Annotated in this window: 17 protein-coding genes, 1 pseudogene and 1 riboswitch; of the genes and pseudogenes, 11 read left to right on the forward strand and 7 right to left on the reverse strand. The window is 49.8% G+C overall.

Annotation, left to right across the window (positions count from 1 at the left end; genetic code table 11):
• Positions 1 to 31 precede the first annotated feature (31 nt).
• On the reverse strand, positions 32 to 2,065 hold the full coding sequence (gene metG, locus AC3ITF_RS07930) for a methionine--tRNA ligase (protein WP_115258048.1): 2,034 nt from the start codon (positions 2,063 to 2,065) through the stop codon (positions 32 to 34).
• Between the two features lie 163 nt (positions 2,066 to 2,228).
• Between metG and apbC the strand changes: the two genes are divergently transcribed.
• The 6 genes from apbC to AC3ITF_RS07960 all read left to right on the forward strand — a co-directional run bounded on the left by apbC (position 2,229) and on the right by AC3ITF_RS07960 (position 8,978).
• Positions 2,229 to 3,338 carry an iron-sulfur cluster carrier protein ApbC gene (gene apbC, locus AC3ITF_RS07935; RefSeq protein WP_096756512.1) on the forward strand — a complete coding sequence of 370 codons (1,110 nt, stop codon included), beginning with the start codon at positions 2,229 to 2,231 and terminating at the stop codon, positions 3,336 to 3,338.
• A 264-nt stretch (positions 3,339 to 3,602) separates the two neighbouring features.
• Complete coding sequence (locus tag AC3ITF_RS07940; protein ID WP_115259920.1) at positions 3,603 to 3,884, forward strand: DUF2574 family protein; 282 nt, start codon at positions 3,603 to 3,605, stop codon at positions 3,882 to 3,884.
• A gap of 278 nt (positions 3,885 to 4,162) precedes the next feature.
• Positions 4,163 to 4,603 carry a fimbrial protein YehD gene (gene yehD, locus AC3ITF_RS07945; protein ID WP_489176292.1) on the forward strand — a complete coding sequence of 147 codons (441 nt, stop codon included), beginning with the start codon at positions 4,163 to 4,165 and terminating at the stop codon, positions 4,601 to 4,603.
• A gap of 164 nt (positions 4,604 to 4,767) precedes the next feature.
• Positions 4,768 to 5,451, forward strand: a complete 684-nt coding sequence (locus AC3ITF_RS07950; protein ID WP_135911743.1) for a fimbria/pilus periplasmic chaperone — start codon at positions 4,768 to 4,770, stop codon at positions 5,449 to 5,451.
• A 12-nt stretch (positions 5,452 to 5,463) separates the two neighbouring features.
• Positions 5,464 to 7,944 carry a fimbrial biogenesis outer membrane usher protein gene (locus AC3ITF_RS07955; RefSeq protein WP_489176293.1) on the forward strand — a complete coding sequence of 827 codons (2,481 nt, stop codon included), beginning with the start codon at positions 5,464 to 5,466 and terminating at the stop codon, positions 7,942 to 7,944.
• A gap of 5 nt (positions 7,945 to 7,949) precedes the next feature.
• On the forward strand, positions 7,950 to 8,978 hold the full coding sequence (locus AC3ITF_RS07960; protein ID WP_182260488.1) for a fimbrial protein: 1,029 nt from the start codon (positions 7,950 to 7,952) through the stop codon (positions 8,976 to 8,978).
• A gap of 70 nt (positions 8,979 to 9,048) precedes the next feature.
• On the opposite strand, the gene AC3ITF_RS07965 is transcribed toward AC3ITF_RS07960, so the two are convergent.
• From AC3ITF_RS07965 to AC3ITF_RS07975, 3 genes and pseudogenes are all read right to left on the reverse strand, one after another.
• Complete coding sequence (locus AC3ITF_RS07965; RefSeq protein ID WP_096756518.1) at positions 9,049 to 9,381, reverse strand: RcnB family protein; 333 nt, start codon at positions 9,379 to 9,381, stop codon at positions 9,049 to 9,051.
• Positions 9,382 to 9,846: 465 nt separating this feature from the next.
• Positions 9,847 to 10,017: pseudogene (locus tag AC3ITF_RS07970) on the reverse strand (hypothetical protein); the annotation flags it as partial.
• An 8-nt stretch (positions 10,018 to 10,025) separates the two neighbouring features.
• Positions 10,026 to 10,235 (reverse strand): hypothetical protein, encoded by a 210-nt coding sequence (locus AC3ITF_RS07975; protein WP_174360424.1) that lies wholly within the window; start codon positions 10,233 to 10,235, stop codon positions 10,026 to 10,028.
• Between the two features lie 811 nt (positions 10,236 to 11,046).
• Positions 11,047 to 11,143: riboswitch (TPP riboswitch) on the forward strand.
• A 32-nt stretch (positions 11,144 to 11,175) separates the two neighbouring features.
• Here AC3ITF_RS07975 and thiM point away from each other — a divergent pair.
• The 3 genes from thiM to AC3ITF_RS07990 are packed head-to-tail and all read left to right on the forward strand — an operon-like array spanning position 11,176 to position 13,560.
• Positions 11,176 to 11,964 carry a hydroxyethylthiazole kinase gene (gene thiM, locus AC3ITF_RS07980; RefSeq protein WP_489176294.1) on the forward strand — a complete coding sequence of 263 codons (789 nt, stop codon included), beginning with the start codon at positions 11,176 to 11,178 and terminating at the stop codon, positions 11,962 to 11,964.
• Complete coding sequence (gene thiD, locus AC3ITF_RS07985) at positions 11,961 to 12,761, forward strand: bifunctional hydroxymethylpyrimidine kinase/phosphomethylpyrimidine kinase (RefSeq protein ID WP_181506788.1); 801 nt, start codon at positions 11,961 to 11,963, stop codon at positions 12,759 to 12,761. The genes thiM and thiD overlap by 4 nt, the downstream gene beginning before the upstream one ends.
• A 52-nt stretch (positions 12,762 to 12,813) precedes the next feature.
• Positions 12,814 to 13,560: a GntR family transcriptional regulator gene (locus AC3ITF_RS07990; protein WP_096756525.1), complete on the forward strand. Its 747-nt coding sequence runs from the start codon at positions 12,814 to 12,816 to the stop codon at positions 13,558 to 13,560.
• On the opposite strand, the gene AC3ITF_RS07995 is transcribed toward AC3ITF_RS07990, so the two are convergent.
• Genes AC3ITF_RS07995 through AC3ITF_RS08005 form a run of 3 tightly spaced genes read right to left on the reverse strand, consistent with a single transcriptional unit; the run spans position 13,534 to position 16,774 of the window.
• Positions 13,534 to 14,499 carry a PfkB family carbohydrate kinase gene (locus AC3ITF_RS07995; protein ID WP_489176295.1) on the reverse strand — a complete coding sequence of 322 codons (966 nt, stop codon included), beginning with the start codon at positions 14,497 to 14,499 and terminating at the stop codon, positions 13,534 to 13,536. The genes AC3ITF_RS07990 and AC3ITF_RS07995 overlap by 27 nt on opposite strands.
• Positions 14,496 to 15,500, reverse strand: coding sequence for an ADP-ribosylglycohydrolase family protein (locus AC3ITF_RS08000; RefSeq protein ID WP_489176296.1), 1,005 nt, complete (start codon positions 15,498 to 15,500; stop codon positions 14,496 to 14,498). The genes AC3ITF_RS07995 and AC3ITF_RS08000 overlap by 4 nt, the downstream gene beginning before the upstream one ends.
• The gene (locus AC3ITF_RS08005) at positions 15,497 to 16,774 is read right to left on the reverse strand and encodes a nucleoside permease (protein ID WP_117343241.1); all 1,278 of its coding nucleotides are present in this window, start codon (positions 16,772 to 16,774) and stop codon (positions 15,497 to 15,499) included. Before AC3ITF_RS08005 ends, AC3ITF_RS08000 begins: the two co-directional genes overlap by 4 nt.
• A 253-nt stretch (positions 16,775 to 17,027) precedes the next feature.
• Between AC3ITF_RS08005 and fbaB the strand changes: the two genes are divergently transcribed.
• Both fbaB and AC3ITF_RS08015 read left to right on the forward strand, forming a co-directional pair.
• The gene (gene fbaB / locus AC3ITF_RS08010; protein WP_005129139.1) at positions 17,028 to 18,080 is read left to right on the forward strand and encodes a class I fructose-bisphosphate aldolase; all 1,053 of its coding nucleotides are present in this window, start codon (positions 17,028 to 17,030) and stop codon (positions 18,078 to 18,080) included.
• 259 nt (positions 18,081 to 18,339) lie between these two features.
• Positions 18,340 to 19,494 carry a mandelate racemase family protein gene (locus AC3ITF_RS08015; protein WP_489176297.1) on the forward strand — a complete coding sequence of 385 codons (1,155 nt, stop codon included), beginning with the start codon at positions 18,340 to 18,342 and terminating at the stop codon, positions 19,492 to 19,494.
• Positions 19,495 to 19,529 lie beyond the last annotated feature (35 nt).

A 19,529-nucleotide genomic window follows, 5' to 3' on the forward strand; every position in this document is an offset into this window, starting at 1 on the left:
AAAAGCCGGATAATAATCCGGCTTTTTTTGTTTATTTCACCTGTTGGCCAGGTTTGGCGCCTTCGTCAGGGCTTAACAGGAAGATATCTTTCCCGCCAGGGCCGGCGGCCATCACCATACCTTCAGAAATGCCGAAGCGCATTTTACGCGGTGCCAGGTTAGCCACCATAATGGTCTGGCGGCCAATCAGCACCTGCGGGTCAGGGTAGGCTGAACGGATGCCGGAGAAGACATTACGTTTTTCACCGCCCAGATCCAGGGTCAGGCGTAGCAGTTTGTCGGAGCCGTCAACGAACTCGGCGTTTTCGATCAATGCCACGCGCAGGTCAACTTTGGCAAAATCGTCAAAGGTGATGGTTTCCTGAATTGGGTCGTCCGCCAGCGGGCCGGTAACCGGTGCGGCAGCCGCTTTCACTTCTTCTTTTGATGCTTCAACCAGGGCTTCAACCTGTTTCATGTCGATGCGGTTGTACAGCGCTTTGAAGGTGTTGACCTTGTGGCCGAGCAGCGGCTGCTGGATGGCATCCCAGGTCAGTTCGCTGTTCAGGAATGCTTCGACACGCTCGCTCAACGTTGGCAGAACCGGTTTCAGGTAGGTCATCAGGACGCGGAACAGGTTAATACCCATGGAGCAAATCGCCTGCAGATCGGCGTCACGGCCTTCTTGTTTGGCGACAACCCACGGAGCCTGTTCGTCAACGTAGCGGTTAGCCACGTCGGCCAGCGCCATAATTTCACGAATGGCTTTACCGAACTCGCGGCTTTCCCACGCTTCGCCAATCACTGTAGCGGCGTCGGTAAAGGTCTTGTACAGTGCCGGATCGGCCAGTTCAGCTGCCAGTACGCCGTCAAAACGCTTACTGATAAAGCCCGCGTTACGGGACGCCAGGTTGACCACTTTGTTGACGATGTCGGCGTTAACGCGCTGAACAAAATCTTCGAGGTTCAGGTCGATGTCATCGATACGTGAAGAAAGCTTCGCCGTGTAGTAATAGCGTAGGCTGTCGGCATCAAAGTGCTTCAGCCAGGTGCTGGCTTTAATGAAGGTTCCGCGAGATTTTGACATCTTCGCGCCGTTCACCGTCACATAACCGTGGACGAACAGGTTAGTCGGTTTACGGAAGTTACTGCCTTCCAACATGGCAGGCCAGAACAGGCTGTGGAAATAAACGATATCTTTACCGATGAAGTGATACAGCTCGGCGTCAGAATCTTTTTTCCAGTATTCATCAAAGCTTGTGGTATCGCCGCGCTTGTCACACAGGTTTTTGAACGAGCCCATATAGCCAATCGGCGCATCCAGCCAGACATAGAAGTATTTGCCTGGCGCATTCGGGATTTCAAAACCGAAGTACGGTGAGTCGCGGGAAATGTCCCACTGCTGCAGGCCGGATTCAAACCACTCCTGCATTTTGTTCGCAACTTGTTCCTGCAACGCGCCGCTGCGCGTCCATGCCTGCAGCATTTCGCTGAATGACGGCAGGTCAAAGAAGAAGTGTTCGGAGTCACGCATGACCGGCGTCGCGCCAGACACCACGGACTTCGGCTCGATAAGTTCGGTTGGGCTGTAGGTCGCGCCGCACACTTCGCAGTTATCGCCGTACTGATCCGCAGCCTTACATTTCGGGCAAGTGCCTTTAACGAAACGGTCCGGCAGGAACATGCCTTTTTCCGGGTCGTACAGCTGGGAGATCGTGCGGTTTTTAATAAAACCGTTTTCTTTCAGGCGCGTGTAAATAAGCTCGGACAGCTCCCGGTTCTCATCGCTGTGCGTGGAGTGGTAGTTGTCGTAGCTGATATCAAACCCTGCAAAATCAGTCTGATGCTCCTGACTCATTTCACCGATCATCTGCTCTGGTGTAATGCCAAGCTGCTGAGCCTTCAGCATGATTGGCGTACCGTGTGCGTCGTCCGCGCAGATGAAGTTTACCTGGTGGCCGCGCATTCGCTGGTAACGGACCCAGACATCAGCCTGGATGTGCTCCAGCATATGGCCGAGGTGGATGGAGCCGTTGGCGTACGGCAGCGCGCACGTTACCAGAATTTTCTTCGCGACTTGAGTCATAGTGGGCAATTACTTCTTTTGTAGTGAAAAGGGCTTTGATAGTACCAAAATGGTAATTACTGCGCCAAGTGATAAGGGCATTTATCCGTAAATGAATAATTGTCGCGGTTGGAGTAAACTAGCTGGTGACAATCGTCTTTCAGAACAACAAAAAGGAGTCGGGATGAACGCACAATCCCAGGCCAAATCACCAGAAACCCTGCGCGCTATGGTCGCCGGGACGCTGGCGAATTTTCAACATTCAACCCTGAAACATAATCTGACGACGCTAAAAGCGTTGCACCATGTCGCCTGGATGGATGACACGCTGCACGTTGAGCTGGTGATGCCGTTCGTCTGGCACAGCGCGTTTGAAGTATTAAAAGAGCAATGCAGTGCCGATCTACTGCGTATCACCGGCGCGAAAGCCATTGACTGGAAGCTGTCGCACAATATTGCGACGCTGAAACGCGTGAAAAACCAGCCGGGCATCAACGGTGTGAAAAACATCATTGCCGTCAGTTCCGGTAAAGGTGGGGTAGGGAAATCCTCAACCGCCGTTAACCTGGCGCTGGCGCTTGCTGCGGAAGGGGCGAAGGTCGGTATTCTCGATGCCGATATTTATGGCCCGTCTATCCCGACGATGCTCGGTGCAGAAAATCAGCGCCCGACCTCACCGGACGGCACCCATATGGCGCCGATTATGTCTCATGGCCTGGCAACCAACTCCATTGGTTATCTTGTCACCGACGATAACGCCATGGTGTGGCGCGGCCCGATGGCCAGTAAAGCGCTGCTGCAGATGCTGCAAGAAACGTTATGGCCAGATCTCGATTATCTGGTCCTGGATATGCCGCCGGGCACCGGTGACATTCAGCTGACGCTGGCGCAGAACATCCCGGTAACGGGGGCGGTTGTAGTAACCACACCGCAGGACATTGCGCTTATCGATGCCAAAAAAGGGATTGTGATGTTCGAGAAGGTGGAAGTGCCGGTTCTGGGTATCGTCGAGAACATGAGTATGCATATCTGCAGCAACTGTGGTCATCATGAGCCAATCTTTGGCACCGGTGGCGCGCAGAAGCTGGCGGAGCAATATCGTACTCAACTGCTGGGACAAATGCCTCTGCACATTTCACTGCGTGAAGATCTCGATCGCGGTACGCCAACGGTTATTAGCCGTCCTGACAGCGAATTCACGGCGATTTACCGTGACCTGGCAGGACGTATCGCCGCACAGCTGTACTGGCAGGGTGAAGTTATTCCGGGCGAAATTGCCTTCCGCGCGGTGTAATTTATAGTGTTACAGATATTCACCGCATCAATGTATTATTGATGCGGTGAATACTTAGAGTGAAAAGACTTCGTAATATTGTTTATCCTGCCTGTATAATTCATGTCTTTTTCCGAATAAATCACCTCAATGCATCATTATAATTGATCAAATAAAACCAATTAATCTACAATCTCAATTGGTTTTAGCAAGGAAGTTAACCCATAATTAACCGGACCGACGGCGAATGCGCTGTTTTCCACCCATACAGGAATAATGAATGCAATGAAAATTGGTTTATTGTTGGGACTTATTACTCTGGCTTATGGAATGAGTTCGTCTGCCTTCGCTTCAGATAGCGCCACATTAACCATCAGTGGCAGGGTGACTGAACCGACGTGTAGCGCTGATGTTGTTAACAATAAAGTGCAGCAACGCTGTGGTATCGTAACCTTAACTCCTGACCTCCACGAGGTTGCGTCTCATCCTGTAAGAGGCGTGGTGACCGAGCTTGTGCCCCTGGGAAGGGATGCCACTCGGCAAATAGTGTTAAGCCGTTACGATTAATATACGGAAATTACTATTAAGCACTAATCATGATTATGAATGATTAGTGCTTTTTTATTGTCTTCACGAATAATGTCGAATGATTAATTACGCTAATTTATTAAATGCAAAAATAGTATTCGCCATTACTTATTTGTTGTAATTATATTGCTGTTTATAACTTGTTTTAAATCAATAAAACAAGGTGTTTACATTGCGGTAACGTTTCTTGTGTGCGAATTTAATTTCAAGAGTTGAACCTCTTAACAAATAGAAATTAATTCATTAAGGAAGATACTATGAAACGTTCAATTATTTCTGCTGCTGTACTGTCTGCTGTATTTATGAGCGCTGGGGCTTTTGCTGCTGATACCGATTCTGGCATATTGAATATTAATGGTAGAATTACAGGGACGACTTGCCATTTCCAGAATGATAAAAACACCACCAGCATTGATATGAACGAAATTGGTAGTGATGTGTTTACTGGAAAAAATGCAGGGTATGTCTATACAGGAGTTAAAAATAGTACCAGTACACCATTAATTATTGTTTGTGATAATGAAGATGTACCTAAGTTGTCATTATCAAAAAGTGAATTTGATAGTAATGATATTACACATAATTCACTTACTGGTACTGATGATGCTACTGGTGTAGGATTTGCAGTTTATTTAGGGGGAACGGCCGATGAGGCTAAACGGGTTAAACCTGGTAACACTCTGCAATTGAAAAAATAACTGATAAAACCTACCAGCTTGATTTCACTGCCCAATATGCTCAGTCAGGAAGTAGTGTTACTAAAGGAGCTGTAAGTTCAGCAGTTACTTTAACTGTTGTTACTGATTGATATAATTACCGGCGGCAGTGCCGCCGGTGTTTAGAAATATTAAGGGGTGAAAAAATGAAAGGACTCCTCGTTTTGTTTATATCGTCTATAGTCCTGCCAGCGCATGCGGGAATTGTGATTTATGGTACACGTATTATCTATCCTGCGGAAAAAAATGAAGTGCTGGTGCAACTAATGAACCAGGGAGAACGTTCTTCGCTGGTACAGTCATGGATTGATGATGGTGATATGTCTCTACCACCAGAAAAGATCCAGGTCCCTTTTCTGCTGACTCCTCCGGTTGCTAAAGTAGCGGCCAACTCAGGCCAGCAGTTGAAAATTAAAAAAGTGCCCAATATGTTGCCCAATAATAAAGAGAGTCTTTTTTACCTCAATGTACTTGATATTCCTCCGAACAGTCCTGATAGTGTAGGAAAAAATGTACTCAAGTTCGCGATGCAGAATAGGATTAAACTATTTTATCGACCTAAAGGTATCTCACCAGTTAATAAGCTTACGTTTCAAAAACTGTCTATGAAACGTAGCGGCAGTATTTATTCCATTAAGAATGATGCCGCTAACTGGGTCACGGTGACGGAAGTAAAAGCTAATGATGTTAAAATAAATAACGAAAGCATTATGCTTGCACCACTTTCCAGTGCAGATGTGACATTAAAAAGTGCGAATGCTAATCAGTATAAAATAACTATTATTGACGACCACGGTAATTATATTAGCGATAACGTCAGCCTAAAATAACAGGAGCTGATTATGTTAAGGATGACTCCGATTGCTTCGGCGGTATTGCTGTTGCTACTCGGCATTGATGCCCATGCCACAGAAGAAACGTTTGATACAAATTTTATGATGGGTGGAATGAAGGGGGAGAAAGTTTCCGATTTCCGCCTCGATGAAAATCAACCGTTATCCGGGCAATATGACATCGATATCTATGTCAATAAACAGTGGCGTGGCAAGTATGACATCATCGTTAAGGATAACCCGGATGACACCTGTTTATCTCGCGACGCATTAACGCGTCTGGGGATAAATATACAAGCGTTGGACAAGAAGAATGAATGCCCAAGCTTGAAGCAGGCGGTGCAAGGAGGCAGTTATGCCTGGGATATCGGCACGTTTCGCCTGGATCTCAGCGTCCCGCAGGCCTATGTGGATGAACTGGAGAATGGCTATGTACCTCCAGAAAACTGGAATCGCGGCATCAATGCCTTTTATACCTCGTACTACGCCAGCCAGTATTACAGCGATTATAAGGATTCTGGTAACAGCAAAAGTACCTATGTGCGTTTTACCAGTGGGTTAAATCTGCTGGGGTGGCAGTTGCATTCTGATGCCAGCTATAACAAAACTGATGACAGCAGCGGGGAGTGGAAAAGTAATACCCTGTATCTGGAACGCGGCATCCCGCAAATTTTGGGCACTCTGCGTGCCGGGGATATGTATACCTCATCGGATATTTTTGATGCGGTGCGCTTTAGTGGCGTACGGTTGTATCGCGATATGCAGATGCTGCCAAACTCAAAGCAGAATTTTACGCCGTTGGTTCAGGGGGTTGCACAAAGCAACGCGCTGGTCACCATCGAACAGAACGGCTTTGTCGTTTACCAGAAAGAGGTTCCACCTGGCCCGTTCTCTATTGCTGATTTGCAGCTTGCAGGCGGTGGTGCTGATCTTGACGTCAGTATCAAAGAGGCTGACGGATCGGTAACAACTTATCTGGTGCCGTATGCGGCGGTGCCCAATATGCTGCAGCCAGGGGTGTCAAAATATGATTTTGCCGCCGGGCGTAGCCATATTGAAGGGGCCAGTAATCAGACCGATTTTGCGCAGATGAGCTACCAATATGGGCTGAATAATCTGTTAACGCTGTACGGCGGTACTATGCTGGCGGATAACTACAATGCGTTTACGTTGGGTACGGGCTGGAATACGCGTATTGGAGCAATTTCCGTTGATGCAACCCAGTCCCACAGCAAGCAGGATAGCGGTGATGTGTTTGACGGGCAGAGCTACCAGATTGCTTATAATAAATATTTGACGCAAACCGCCACGCGTTTTGGTCTGGCGGCGTATCGCTATTCTTCCAAAGACTATCGCACTTTTAACGATCACGTTTGGGCAAATAATCAAAACAGTTATCATCGTGATGAAAATGATGTGTACGACATCGCGGACTATTATCAGAATGATTTTGGTCGTAAGAACAGTTTTTCGGCTAACGTCAGCCAGTCTTTGCCGCAAGGTTGGGGCTCGTTTTCGCTCAGTACGCTGTGGCGCGATTACTGGGGGCGTAGCGGCAACAGTAAAGATTATCAGTTGAGTTATTCTAATAGCTGGCAACGGATTAGCTATACTTTTTCAGCCAGTCAGACTTACAACGAGGATCATCACGAAGATAAGCGTTTTAACGTCTTTATCTCCATTCCATTCGATTGGGGAGATGATATTAGCGCTCCGCGCCGGCATCTATATGTATCGAACTCGACCACCTTTGATGATGATGGTTTTGCCTCCAATAATACCGGACTTTCCGGCACCGCAGGCAGTCGCGATCAGTTTAACTATGGCGTCAACCTCAGCCATCAACGACAGGACAGCGAGACAACGGCGGGCGGTAATCTGACGTGGAATGCGCCAGTTGCGACACTGAACGGCAGCTACAGTCAGTCGTCTAAATATACACAAACTGGCGGCAGTATTTCCGGGGGGCTGGTGGCCTGGTCTGGGGGCGTGAATTTAGCCAACCGACTATCGGAAACGTTTGCCGTGATGCACGCGCCGGGTCTGGAAGGGGCGTATGTAAATGGGCAGAAATACTGTACCACCAACCGTAATGGCGTGGTCGTTTACGATGGCTTGACGCCATATCGTGAAAACCACCTGATGCTGGATGTCTCCAATACCAACAGTGAAACCGACCTACAAGGAAATCGTCGCAGCGCCGCTCCGTATCGCGGAGCGGTAGTGCTAGCAAGGTTTGATACTGACCAACGCAAACCCTGGTACATCCGGGCACTACGTCCTGATGGCTCACCGCTGACGTTTGGTTATGAAGTTGAAGACAATCACGGACACAATATTGGTGTGGTAGGTCAGGGGAGCCAGCTATTTATTCGTACCAATGAAGTGCCATCGGAGATAAAAGTGGCGGTCGATAAACAACAGGGACTTTCATGCTCAATCGCTTTCGGCAAAACGATTGATGAAAGTAAAGTTTATATTTGTCGGTGAGGTTTATGATGTATAAATTAAAATTAATTATTATACTGAGCATGTTTTTATCACTTTTTAATCTTGCTTATGCCGGATGTTCTAATAAAGGTTCGTATACAACCCATACTCAAATTTTTAATTTTGAAGAAAATGCTTCCGATATCTACAGCAGAACATTTACGATGGAACCTACGGGAATATCCTGTGATAATGATAAGGATACAATTTATTATGTATCTTCTCTTAATGATAAAGTCATAGGTTTTTATGATGGTGCAATAAAGTTTAAGGTATCAGTTACGCTTACTCCGGGACAGGAGGTACTTGGAAAAACAAAAAACACATCCAGAGTGAGCTATTTGGTAAATTTAACAAAATCAACCGCGCAGGTGAATTCATCTGTAATTGGTGGAACGATCACAGTACCTTCGGCTGTTACTGCTTCTACAGATAAAAATGCGAGTAATGTAGTATTAAGTTTTTTCATGTGTTTATTTTCTGGCGATTTTTTTAACTGCCTATCTGATCGCGTGAACAAACTGAGCGGTGCGACTTTTCAGGAAAATATTACGTTCAATTTTGTTCCAAAAAACAGTACTTGCCTTCCCATAGTGACAGCACCTTTAGTGCTACCGGATGTCCAAAGGGCTGAATTACGCTCTGTTGGAACAGTAAATAGCTTATCTGGAAGTACACAAATAGCACTTCATTGTGATAATGCTATTGGAAATAATTCAACGCGTGGTATTTCCGTTTATTTGTCCAGTGACGATCTTTTAGATGGCAGTGATTTTATCTTAAAGGATAAGATGGATAATGGTGTCGGTTTTGAGTTAAGCAGTGGTACTGCTAACAGGATTCACTTATTGCGAACAGGTAATTCTATATCGAACAGTCCTGATGTGACCATCATCAAAAAGATAAAAAAAGGTGAGCAGTTACTGCAGCAGTATACAATTCCTGTAACTGCAAAGTATTATGTTTATGATGTTGCGAAAATACGAACTGGAAAATTGAATGCAACAGCTTATGTCAGAATTAACTATGATTAAATACCGACCAATAAAATTTATTAAAGTGTAATAATATTATCCTCCCTCTTGCAAGAGGGAGGTTTGCTTTTTAACGGTGATAAAAAATCTCGCCGTCGTAGGCTTTGATGATCTTGCCATCGGCATCATTGACCAGCACATACGCGCCACCCATGTAGGTCCAGTGGGTGCCTGCCGTCGGTGCGGGTAGGTTACGCAGGTTCCACTGCTTAATGGTGTATTCTTCGGTGAGGTACAGGGGCGGAACCTTGTCACCGGGTTTGAAATGGGTAAAGTCAGCAATAAAGCCGCTCAGCTCATATTTATCGATGCCTTTAGGGGCTGCGATGGCGGCAGGCGCTGCCCAGACGGTGCTGGTTACGAGCAGCAGTGCACCCAGCAACATTTTATTCTTCATACCCATCCTCTCTACTCATTCGGGTCGTCAACAACGGTCGTGTATCATTCCGGGCTTACAGGATATCTGACAAGCACTATTTTGTGAGAACTCCAGTTATTTCGTAAAAAGTGTAAATGAAGTACGAGCAGGCGGCAACGTTGAACCGCAATTTAGCAATACCGCTGCTGCTCTGCAATTTACATCAGTTTGTTGTGATGCAGTCACAGGACGACATCGCAAGATGTCAGCATCTTTACTATCTTCAATCAATAAAGGCGACCGAAGTCGCCTTATGATTGTTTACCCCTTGGAAAGTTGGGCTTTTACGACTGTATCGGCTTCAACTTTAAGAGAGAGTACATAACCTTGTTTCTTCCATAAACCGTTATTAGGTTTCCATCCTTTAGCAAGGAGATATTCAGCACTGGTAGAAATTGGTTGATTTAGTACGTGATCGGCATCAGCAGTAAATGCGTTAGAGCCTGATTTAGCCTTCGCATTTTGCGCTTTGGTTTTGTGAATATCACAAGTCCCATCACCATCACTAACTTGTGTGCAACCAGAACGCTCTAATTGAGCGCGATAGTGTGCATTAATTGCATGGGCAGGCATAATGGCGAAAGAGCATACAAGAGCAATCAGGGCTAATTTAGTTTTCATGATAAACCTTAGTTATGATGAGAATGTTTTTTCGCGTCCAGTTTACGGCTATTCTCCGTGTAAGTCTGATAACGATCGGCGTTGGCGCGATTATCAGCATGATATTGCTCAAAGCACGCGGTACGATCAATGCCGTTAGCTTCACAATCATCAAGATATTGTTTTTCCAGATTACAACCGGAAAGTGAAAAAGCGCCTGCTACGATAGCTATCATCATTATTTTATTATACTTCATTTCCAAGCCTATAATTAATTATTATTACACTAACCCGCCATTTTTGAAATGACGATGTTATACATCACCTGATAAATACACCTGGAGCTACAAGGCATAAAGAAACGATTGCGGAAACAATCACTCCTTTTGTCATGTTAATGTTAACCTTAAGAGGTATAGACAAAAACCTTTTTATCCATATGAAACATCAATGTGTTTGATTGATATAAAGCCTAACCGCGGTTATCGGTATAAATCAATACAGATTAATCTTTAAATCATAATCTTTTTTAGTGAAGTGAAATAACTATCTGATAGGCCAAGGATTTAGATGACAACAGAGATCACAAAAAAGCATCCGGGGCTATGGCTTTAGGGTGTGTATTTTTTATTTAATGTTTACATGTAGATAAGTTATCTTTGAATAGGTGATTTACCCACCTAAATTAAATAGAAAGCTAACGATTGGCTTGTCCGAAAAGAGGAATGAGTGTCGTTATAAAGGGGGATGGCTTCAAAATGAGTTAACAAATCTTTTCAACCCATTTTTAATTATTTTAAAAATCTATTGGCTGAGTTGTTAAAATGTAATTATGGAAAAATAAAAATTTAAATATTGTCACCTTCATTTTATTAGCTAATTTCGTTATCAGACTTTTATTTATTGCAGCTATATTAATTGTCTCTTCTTCATCGGAGAGAAATTGAGCGCATGAATTGTGAAATTGATTGAAACTCCTTGCACCTGCTCTATACACCCGGTTACACTATCTTGATACATACTTTATGTATAACTTATTGTTTTACAAGTAACAATGACTCGGGGTGCCCTTCCTTGTGAAGGCTGAGAAATACCCGTACCACCTGATCTGGATAATGCCAGCGTAGGGAAGTCTGACACTGCTCGTGTCCCTTCTTTCACGCGGGCAGGAGCTGAACCATGCAGCCTGACCTGCACAGCCGCGCACTCGCGGCCCACGCCTTACAGCAATTTAGAACCCTTTCTCCGCTCACGCATTGTATGACCAATGAGGTCGTGCAGAATTTTACCGCCAATACGCTTCTGGCATTGGGCGCGTCACCTGCGATGGTGATTGAACCCGAAGAAGCCAGCCAGTTTGCGGCTGTTGCCCATGCAGTACTGATTAATGTCGGTACGCTGACCGAGAGCCGCGCCATTGCTATGCGTGCGGCGGTCGAGCAGGCGCAGCGGGCGAATACGCCCTGGACGCTCGATCCCGTTGCCGTTGGGGCACTGGAGTTTCGCCGTCGTTTTTGCCTGGATTTGCTCTCGCTCCAGCCTGCTGCCATTCGCGGTAACGCCTCTGAAATACTCGCGCTAGCGGGAATGCGCGGAGGTGGGCGCGGTGTAGATACCACCGACACAGCAGCCGCTGCGCTGCCGGCGGCACAGGCGCTGGCATGCCGGGTCGCCTCCATCGTAGTGGTAACCGGGGAGGTGGATTACGTTACCGATGGCCAGCGTACCGTGAGTATTCGCGGTGGCGATCCATTGATGACGCGTGTCGTTGGCACCGGATGTGCGCTGTCGGCGGTGGTGGCTGCCAGCTGTGCGTTGCAGGGGGATCGGCTGAGTAACGTCGCGTCTGCCTGTAGCTGGATGAAACAGGCCGGTGAATTCGCCACTGAGCACTCGACAGGGCCAGGAAGCTTTATTCCTGTATTCCTTGATGCTTTATATAACCTGAACGCGCAGGAGCTGGCATGAAACGGATTAACGCATTAACAATTGCCGGAACCGATCCCAGCGGTGGTGCAGGTATTCAGGCGGATTTAAAAACATTCTCTGCGCTCGGGGCCTATGGCTGCTCGGTCATCACGGCTCTGGTGGCGCAAAATACGCGCGGTGTGCAGTCGGTTTATCGGATCGAACCTGATTTTGTTGCCGCGCAACTGGACTCCGTGTTCAGCGATGTACGCATAGATACCACCAAAATCGGTATGCTGGCAGAAACGGATATTGTGGAAGCGGTCGCCGAGCGTTTACGCCGCTTTCAGGTACGAAATGTGGTGCTTGATACAGTGATGTTGGCGAAAAGCGGCGATCCGCTGCTGTCCTCCTCTGCGGTAGAAACACTGCGTACTCGCCTGCTGCCGCAGGTGTCGATCATTACCCCGAATCTGCCGGAGGCCGCCGCATTGCTCGAAACAAGCCATGCCCAAACGGAGCAGGAAATGCTGGCGCAGGGGCGTGCTCTGCGGGCATTGGGCTGCGAGGCGGTGCTGATGAAGGGCGGTCATCTGGATGACGCGCAAAGCCCTGACTGGCTGTTTACTCGCGAGGGCGAGCAGCGCTTTACCGCGCCAAGAGTGAAGACCAAAAACACCCATGGCACCGGTTGTACGCTGTCGGCAGCGCTGGCTGCGCTACGCCCGCGTCATGCAAACTGGGCCGATACGGTGCAGGAGGCCAAAATATGGCTCTCGGCGGCACTGGCCCAGGCAGATTCCCTGGAAGTGGGCGAGGGGATAGGTCCGGTACACCATTTCCACGCGTGGTGGTAACAGGGATAAATGCGTATACTGGCTGAAGATTCAGCGGTCAGGAAAAAGATAAATGGAACAAGCGCATACCCAGCTTATCGCGCAACTGAATGAACGCATTTCGGCGGCGGATAACACGCCGCTGTATCTTAAATTCGCCCAAACGGTGAAGAACGCTGTCCGCAGCGGCATCCTCGAGCATGGCAATATTCTGCCTGGTGAGCGCGATCTCAGCCAGCTGACCGGCGTTTCGCGCATTACGGTGCGTAAAGCGATGCAGGCGCTGGAGGAAGAAGGGGTAGTGACCCGCGCCCGTGGTTACGGAACGCAGATCAACAATATCTTTGAGTATTCGCTAAAAGAAGCGCGCGGCTTTTCTCAGCAGGTGGTGTTACGCGGAAAAAAACCAGATACGCTGTGGGTCAATAAACGCGTGGTGCCGTGTCCGGAAGAGGTGGCGCAGCAGCTGGCGATTACCGCCGGCAGTGACGTTTTTCTGCTTAAGCGTATTCGCTATGTGGATGAAGACGCCGTATCCATTGAAGAGTCCTGGGTCCCTGCGCATCTTATTCATGATGTGGATGCCATCGGCGTCTCGCTGTACGACTATTTTCGCAGCCAGCATATTTTCCCGCAGCGCACGCGATCCCGCGTCAGCGCCCGCATGCCGGATGCGGAGTTCCAGTCGCACATTCAGATGGACAGCAAAGTGCCGGTGTTGGTGATTAAGCAGGTCGCGCTTGACCAGCAGCACCGGCCCATTGAATACAGCATCAGTTACTGCCGCAGCGACCTATACGTCTTTGTGTGCGAGGAGTAACGCGCCGCGCGAGGGGGCGCAATCGCCGCCGCGATGCCCGACCACCCACGATCCCACCGCGTTGCCAAGCAACACGGCATCGGACAGCGACCAGCCAGATGCCAACCCGGCCAGCATGCCGCCTGCGTGACTGTCGCCAGCGCCAATGGTGTCAACCACAGTCGTTGGAAATGCAGGCACGCAGCCGGATGTCGTTTCACTAAAATACCATGCGCCGTCTTTATCGTGGCGAACTACTACCGGCGTGGCAAAGCGCTTCACCCACTCAGCGCCAAAACCCTCGACATCCACGCTTAACCTGAACCGTTCTGCGGCAATGTCTGCTTCCTGCCGATTCAGTGACACCAGCGGGTGACAGGCCAGTATTCGCGCCATTAAGGTATCGGAGATGTCGCCGATGCGTGGCCCAAAATCGATAAATGGCGTCACCTCATCCAGACTCTCCAGCCACTGCACCAGCAGCTCGCCGCACGGCGAAGCCAGCTGATAGCCGGAAAGATACACCAGGCTGTGGCGCGGGATCGTCAACTGCGCAAGCCAGTCGGCGTTCCACTGATTTTCGACGCCGCTGAAGGACATAAAGGTGCGTTCACCGTCTGGCTCAACTAGCGCCAGACACCAGCCATTATCACCTTCGGCATGGTCAATCAGACTGTGTAAACCCTCTTTTGCCATCCGGTTGCGGATGATATCTGCCCACACGCCTTGACCTAGCGGCAAGGCATTGCTGGCGTCGATACCTAAACGCTTAAGCGCGACGGCGATGTTGAGCGCACAGCCGCCAACATTAACGCCTTGTTGTTTAAGCTCGATGTCACAACCGCGCCAGGGCAGGGCATACGCATCGGCAATCACATCGATCACCGCTGCACCGACTACCGTCACCGGGCGCTGGGTGTGCAATTGCGGGATAAGTGCCTGCAAACGCGTGGTGCTCATCGCGCCTCCCGTTGCTCACGCAGGCGCATTAATCCGCTGGCGTAGCGGGTAAAGTCCAACTGATTGACCGCATCCAGTTCCTGTTTCAACACAGGGGCAATCGCGCCGACGCCGTGCAGTGCGCCGCAAATTGCCGTCGCCATGGCACCGATGGTGTCGGTGTCACCGCCAAGATTCGCACACAAAATAGCGCAGCGCTTAGGGTCGGTGTGTGCCAGTTCCACCATGGCGATAGCGCAGGGCACGGATTCAATGGTGCTAGTGCCAGCTCCCACCACCTGATACAGCTGCTCACTGGCAGACTCGATACCGTTAGCATCGCGGACGATTTTTAGTGCCAGTTCGAGGCGCGCCGCGAGCGATGCGCTAAAGGTGGTGATCCGTTTTTGCTGGGCGTGGTGGGCAATGGCGGGAAGCGCATCGACAATATCGCACCATTGTTCGCCGTCGATCGCGCGCGACACTGCCCACGCGATAACCACGGCCCCGGCCACCGCCAGATCCGATTTATGCGTCGGGCTGGACGCCAGCGCCACATCATCAATGAAGGCATCAAGATCGTGTGCGGGTAGCAGGCAGCCTAACGGTGAAACGCGCATGGCCGCACCGTTGGTGACACCGTTGTTTTCCAGCTCAGTAACGGGTTTTCCGTCGCGGATGGCCTTAAGGGCAATCTTCGAGGTGGGGCCCAGCACGTTTTTATTGAAGGCATCGAAATCTTCCGCCCAGGCCAGGATATTTCGGCCAATGACGTCGGGGACAATTTTCCCGTCGCATTCCAGCAGAGCATCTGCCAGGCACAGCGCCATGGCTGTGTCATCAGTGAACTCCGCCTGGTTAAAATAGCAGGCGGCGTTATTTTCCGCGGGGCCGGGCAAAAAGCGGTCGATCCAGCCAAAGTGTGCTTTCACGCGGGTTCTGGGCCATAGCTCTGACGGCATGCCCATCGCATCCCCTAACGCTTGCCCATAAAGAGCACCGAGAATACGCTCTGCTTTCATTTTACTTCCCCTTTTTTCAATGCCAGATCGCGGTCGTTCACGTTAATTGCGGTGATTTCTTTGTCAGACTCGCGAAAGAAAATCATAAACAGTACGGCAATGACGGCAATCATGACTGCGCCAAATCCCCACATGCCCGCCCAGTTAAAGGTGAGACCGTTAACCGGTTCTTTATACGCAAACATTTTTTCCATCATCACCCCGCCCAGGCGATAGCCCAGCAGACTACCGAATCCCTGACAGCAGAGGGTGATCAACCCCTGTGCGGCGGTACGCATATGCACAGGCGCTTTTTTATCCACGTAGATATAGGCCGTAACATAGTAGAAATCGTAACTGACGCCGTGCAGCAGAATGCCGAGAAACAGCAGTGCGTAGGTGAAATATTCTTCCGCGCCGCCGTAGACGAAAAAGCCATAGCGGATCGCTGCAGTAATAAGACCAAGCAATAATACCTTTTTAATGCCAAAGCGCTTAGTAAAGAACGGCAGCGCCAGCATAAAGAAGATTTCCGAGAACTGACCCAGCGTCATCCAGCCGGTGGCATTTTTCATTCCGACTTCGGTCAGGTAACCATTGGCGAAGATGTAGTAAAACGCCAGCGGCATCGCAAACAGGAACGAACAGAAGAAAAAGACAAGGAAGTTCTTATCACGCAGCAGGATCAGTGCATCCAGCCCCAGCATGACTTTGATATCCATCTTGCCGGTACTTTTTGGCGGCGTATCCGGCAAGAAGAAGGCGAAGACACCCAGCAGCGCGGAGCTCCCGGCGGTGATCAGCAATGGGATATTGGTGGGGGAGATATCGCTGTAGCCCAGCATTTGCGGTAAGAATCCGCAGGCTAAACCGGAGGCAATCCAGCCAATGGTGCCCATCACGCGGATGCGTGGGAAGTCACGCTCGACGTCCGGGACGTTGGCAAAGGCAATACTGTTGGTCAGCGCAATGGTGGGCATATAGGTCAGTGAATACGCCAACAATAGCGGGAAGAAGCCGCCGAAGGTGGTCTGCTGCGCGGCGAAGTACATCAGAATGGCGCCGACGAACATTAACACCGCCAGGACTTTTTGCGCGGAGAAAAAGCGGTCGGTGAGCGAACCGACAAAAATCGGTGACAGGATTGCGGCAATGGCGGTACAGGCGTAGGACCAGCCAATTTCTCCGGCGCTGAATCCGCTTTTACTCAGCCACAGCCAAAGCGGTACAAACCAGGCGCCCCAGATAAACCACTCCACGAACATCATGAACGACAGCTTTGCTGTAGTTTTCATCTTTACATCCTTCATGACAGGTAAGGTACGTTTTCATAGTACCAGTAGATAATACCTTTAAAATACCTTTGTGTTTTAATTTTGACCGCCTTAACGTTTTTTAATGCCTGAATCGAGCCAGCGGAAATGACTGAAAAGTGCGCTAAAGATGGAAAAAAAGCGCAGTCGGTACCAGGCTTATGGCTGCCCGCAACAAGGCGGGTCAGGACAATTCACATTCCGGTATCCAACCGGAACTTACGGGAGCATAGCTATGACTGATATTGCGCAGTTGCTTGGCAAAGATGCCGACAACCTTTTACAGCATCGTTGTATGACCATTCCTTCTGACCAACTTTACCTGCCAGGGCATGATTACGTCGACCGCGTGATGGTAGACAATAATCGCCCGCCTGCCGTGCTGCGTAATATGCAGACGCTGTACAACACGGGCCGACTCGCTGGCACGGGATACCTGTCGATTCTGCCGGTCGACCAGGGCGTGGAGCATTCCGCCGGAGCCTCGTTTGCCGCCAACCCGTTGTACTTTGATCCGAAGAATATTGTGGAGCTAGCTATCGAAGCGGGCTGTAACTGCGTGGCGTCGACCTACGGCGTGCTGGCTTCCGTATCTCGTCGCTATGCACACCGTATTCCGTTCCTCGTAAAAATTAACCACAACGAAACGCTCAGCTACCCGAATACCTTTGACCAGACGCTGTATGCCAGTGTGGAGCAGGCATTCAATATGGGCGCGGTGGCGGTCGGGGCTACGATCTATTTTGGCTCCGAGGAATCGCGTCGTCAGATTGAAGAGATTTCTGCAGCGTTTGAACGTGCGCATGAACTGGGGATGGTGACGGTGCTGTGGGCCTATCTGCGCAACTCCGCATTTAAGAAAGACGGGGTGGATTATCACGTTTCCGCCGACCTGACCGGGCAGGCAAACCACCTGGCGGCCACCATCGGGGCGGATATTGTTAAGCAGAAAATGGCGGAAAATAACGGCGGGTATAAGGCCGTTAACTTTGGCTATACCGACGATCGCGTCTACAGCAAGCTGACCAGCGACAACCCGATTGACCTGGTGCGTTATCAACTGGCGAACTGCTATATGGGCCGCGCCGGGCTGATTAACTCCGGCGGTGCGGCAGGGGGCGAAACCGATCTCAGCGATGCGGTGCGCACGGCGGTAATTAACAAGCGTGCCGGTGGTATGGGTCTGATCCTCGGACGTAAAGCGTTCAAGAAAACCATGGCAGATGGTGTTAAGTTGATTAACGCCGTGCAGGACGTTTATCTGGATAACAAAGTGACCATTGCGTAAATTATCGCGGGTTGTGGTCATGTCGCGGCAACCCGCGTTTCTTGAAAAATTAAATTCAAAATATCATTTCAGTATAATCGCAATATTAGTCCGATCTACCTCACGTTTCTCCTGCCTTTTGTGAAAAGCATCACCTCTCCCTGTGCACTTGCACAGAAAATAGTCATGCCTTAGCGCGGAATGTCCGAGGCAAAGTTGCTTTTTTGCACATACATTTAGATGTGAAACAGCATTTCAAAGTTGCGCTAAGGACCCAATAATGAAAATTGAAGCTATCAATGTCTCCGTCTTCCAGTATCCCACCCGCCGGGTTTCTGATACCGCCGGACATTCCCATCCGGGGCCGGAAAGCCTCGCCAAAATGGCCATGCTGACCATTACCGCCGATGACGGAACCCAGGGGTATTCGTTTGCACCGCCGGAAGTGGTGCGCCCGTTTGTGGTGAATACCTTTTTTCGCAAAGTGATGGTCGGTCAGGACCCGTTTAATCGGGAGCGCATCTGGCAGGATATGGTGCACTGGCAGCGGGGAAGCGCGCATCAACTGACCGAACGCGCGCTGTCTTTTGTTGAGCAGGCGCTGTGGGATTTGATAGGCCGCAAGCTCAACATATCGGTCTACAAGCTGCTGGGTGGTTTTCGCGATAAGGTCCCGGCCTACGGTAGCACCATGTGTGGTGACGATCTGCCCGGCGGACTGTCGACGCCGGAAGAATATGCCTGTTTTGCCGAAAAACTGGTCGCTCGTGGATATAAGGCGGTCAAACTGCATACCTGGATGCCGCCGGTCTCCTTCGCGCCAAATCCGAAGATGGATGTGAAAGCCTGCGCCGCCGTGCGCGAGGCGGTCGGACCGGATATTGATCTGATGATCGACGGCTATCACTGGTACAGCCGTACAGAAGCGCTGTACATCGGCAAGGAACTGGAAAAACTCAACTTTGCCTGGTTTGAAGAGCCGATGGAAGAAGAGAGCATGGCGTCTTACGCCTGGCTTGCCGAAAATCTCTCCATTCCGATCATTGGTCCGGAAAGCCTCGGTGGAAAACACCACAGCCGCGCGGACTGGGTGAAGGCGGGCGCATGCGACATTTTACGTGCTGGTGCCAACGGTGTGGGGGGGATCTCGCCCACCCTGAAAGTGGCCAACCTGGCCGAGTCGTTTGGCATGGACTGCGAAGTACACGGCAACGGTGCGGCGAGCCTCGCGGTGATTGGCGCGATTCGAAACTGTCGCTGGTACGAGCGCGGCCTGCTGCATCCGTTCCTCGACTACGACGAACCGGCCGCCTACCTGAACAGCATTGTTGACCCGATGGACGCCGACGGTTTTGTGCATCTGCCACAGCGCCCCGGTCTGGGGGAAGACATCAATTTTGCCTATATCGAAGCCAACACCGTCAGCCACGACTGACTGAAAACAATAAATGCCGGATAAGCCAAGCGTCA

It is taken from the genome of Citrobacter sp. KH_055_1 (assembly GCF_057838705.1).

Excerpts from the sequence above, each read along its gene's own strand:
- AC3ITF_RS08000 (WP_489176296.1), bottom strand. The coding sequence starts at position 15,500 with ATGAAAGCAGAGCGTATTCTCGGTGCTCTTTATGGGCAAGCGTTAGGG.
- AC3ITF_RS07965 (WP_096756518.1), bottom strand. The coding sequence starts at position 9,381 with ATGGGTATGAAGAATAAAATGTTGCTGGGTGCACTGCTGCTCGTAACC.
- yehD (WP_489176292.1), top strand. The coding sequence starts at position 4,163 with ATGAAACGTTCAATTATTTCTGCTGCTGTACTGTCTGCTGTATTTATG.
- fbaB (WP_005129139.1), top strand. The coding sequence starts at position 17,028 with ATGACTGATATTGCGCAGTTGCTTGGCAAAGATGCCGACAACCTTTTA.
- AC3ITF_RS07975 (WP_174360424.1), bottom strand. The coding sequence starts at position 10,235 with ATGATGATAGCTATCGTAGCAGGCGCTTTTTCACTTTCCGGTTGTAAT.
- apbC (WP_096756512.1), top strand. The coding sequence starts at position 2,229 with ATGAACGCACAATCCCAGGCCAAATCACCAGAAACCCTGCGCGCTATG.
- metG (WP_115258048.1), bottom strand. The coding sequence starts at position 2,065 with ATGACTCAAGTCGCGAAGAAAATTCTGGTAACGTGCGCGCTGCCGTAC.
- AC3ITF_RS07940 (WP_115259920.1), top strand. The coding sequence starts at position 3,603 with ATGAAAATTGGTTTATTGTTGGGACTTATTACTCTGGCTTATGGAATG.
- AC3ITF_RS08015 (WP_489176297.1), top strand. The coding sequence starts at position 18,340 with ATGAAAATTGAAGCTATCAATGTCTCCGTCTTCCAGTATCCCACCCGC.
- AC3ITF_RS07995 (WP_489176295.1), bottom strand. The coding sequence starts at position 14,499 with ATGAGCACCACGCGTTTGCAGGCACTTATCCCGCAATTGCACACCCAG.
- AC3ITF_RS07950 (WP_135911743.1), top strand. The coding sequence starts at position 4,768 with ATGAAAGGACTCCTCGTTTTGTTTATATCGTCTATAGTCCTGCCAGCG.
- AC3ITF_RS07960 (WP_182260488.1), top strand. The coding sequence starts at position 7,950 with ATGATGTATAAATTAAAATTAATTATTATACTGAGCATGTTTTTATCA.
- thiM (WP_489176294.1), top strand. The coding sequence starts at position 11,176 with ATGCAGCCTGACCTGCACAGCCGCGCACTCGCGGCCCACGCCTTACAG.
- thiD (WP_181506788.1), top strand. The coding sequence starts at position 11,961 with ATGAAACGGATTAACGCATTAACAATTGCCGGAACCGATCCCAGCGGT.
- AC3ITF_RS07990 (WP_096756525.1), top strand. The coding sequence starts at position 12,814 with ATGGAACAAGCGCATACCCAGCTTATCGCGCAACTGAATGAACGCATT.
- AC3ITF_RS08005 (WP_117343241.1), bottom strand. The coding sequence starts at position 16,774 with ATGAAAACTACAGCAAAGCTGTCGTTCATGATGTTCGTGGAGTGGTTT.
- AC3ITF_RS07955 (WP_489176293.1), top strand. The coding sequence starts at position 5,464 with ATGTTAAGGATGACTCCGATTGCTTCGGCGGTATTGCTGTTGCTACTC.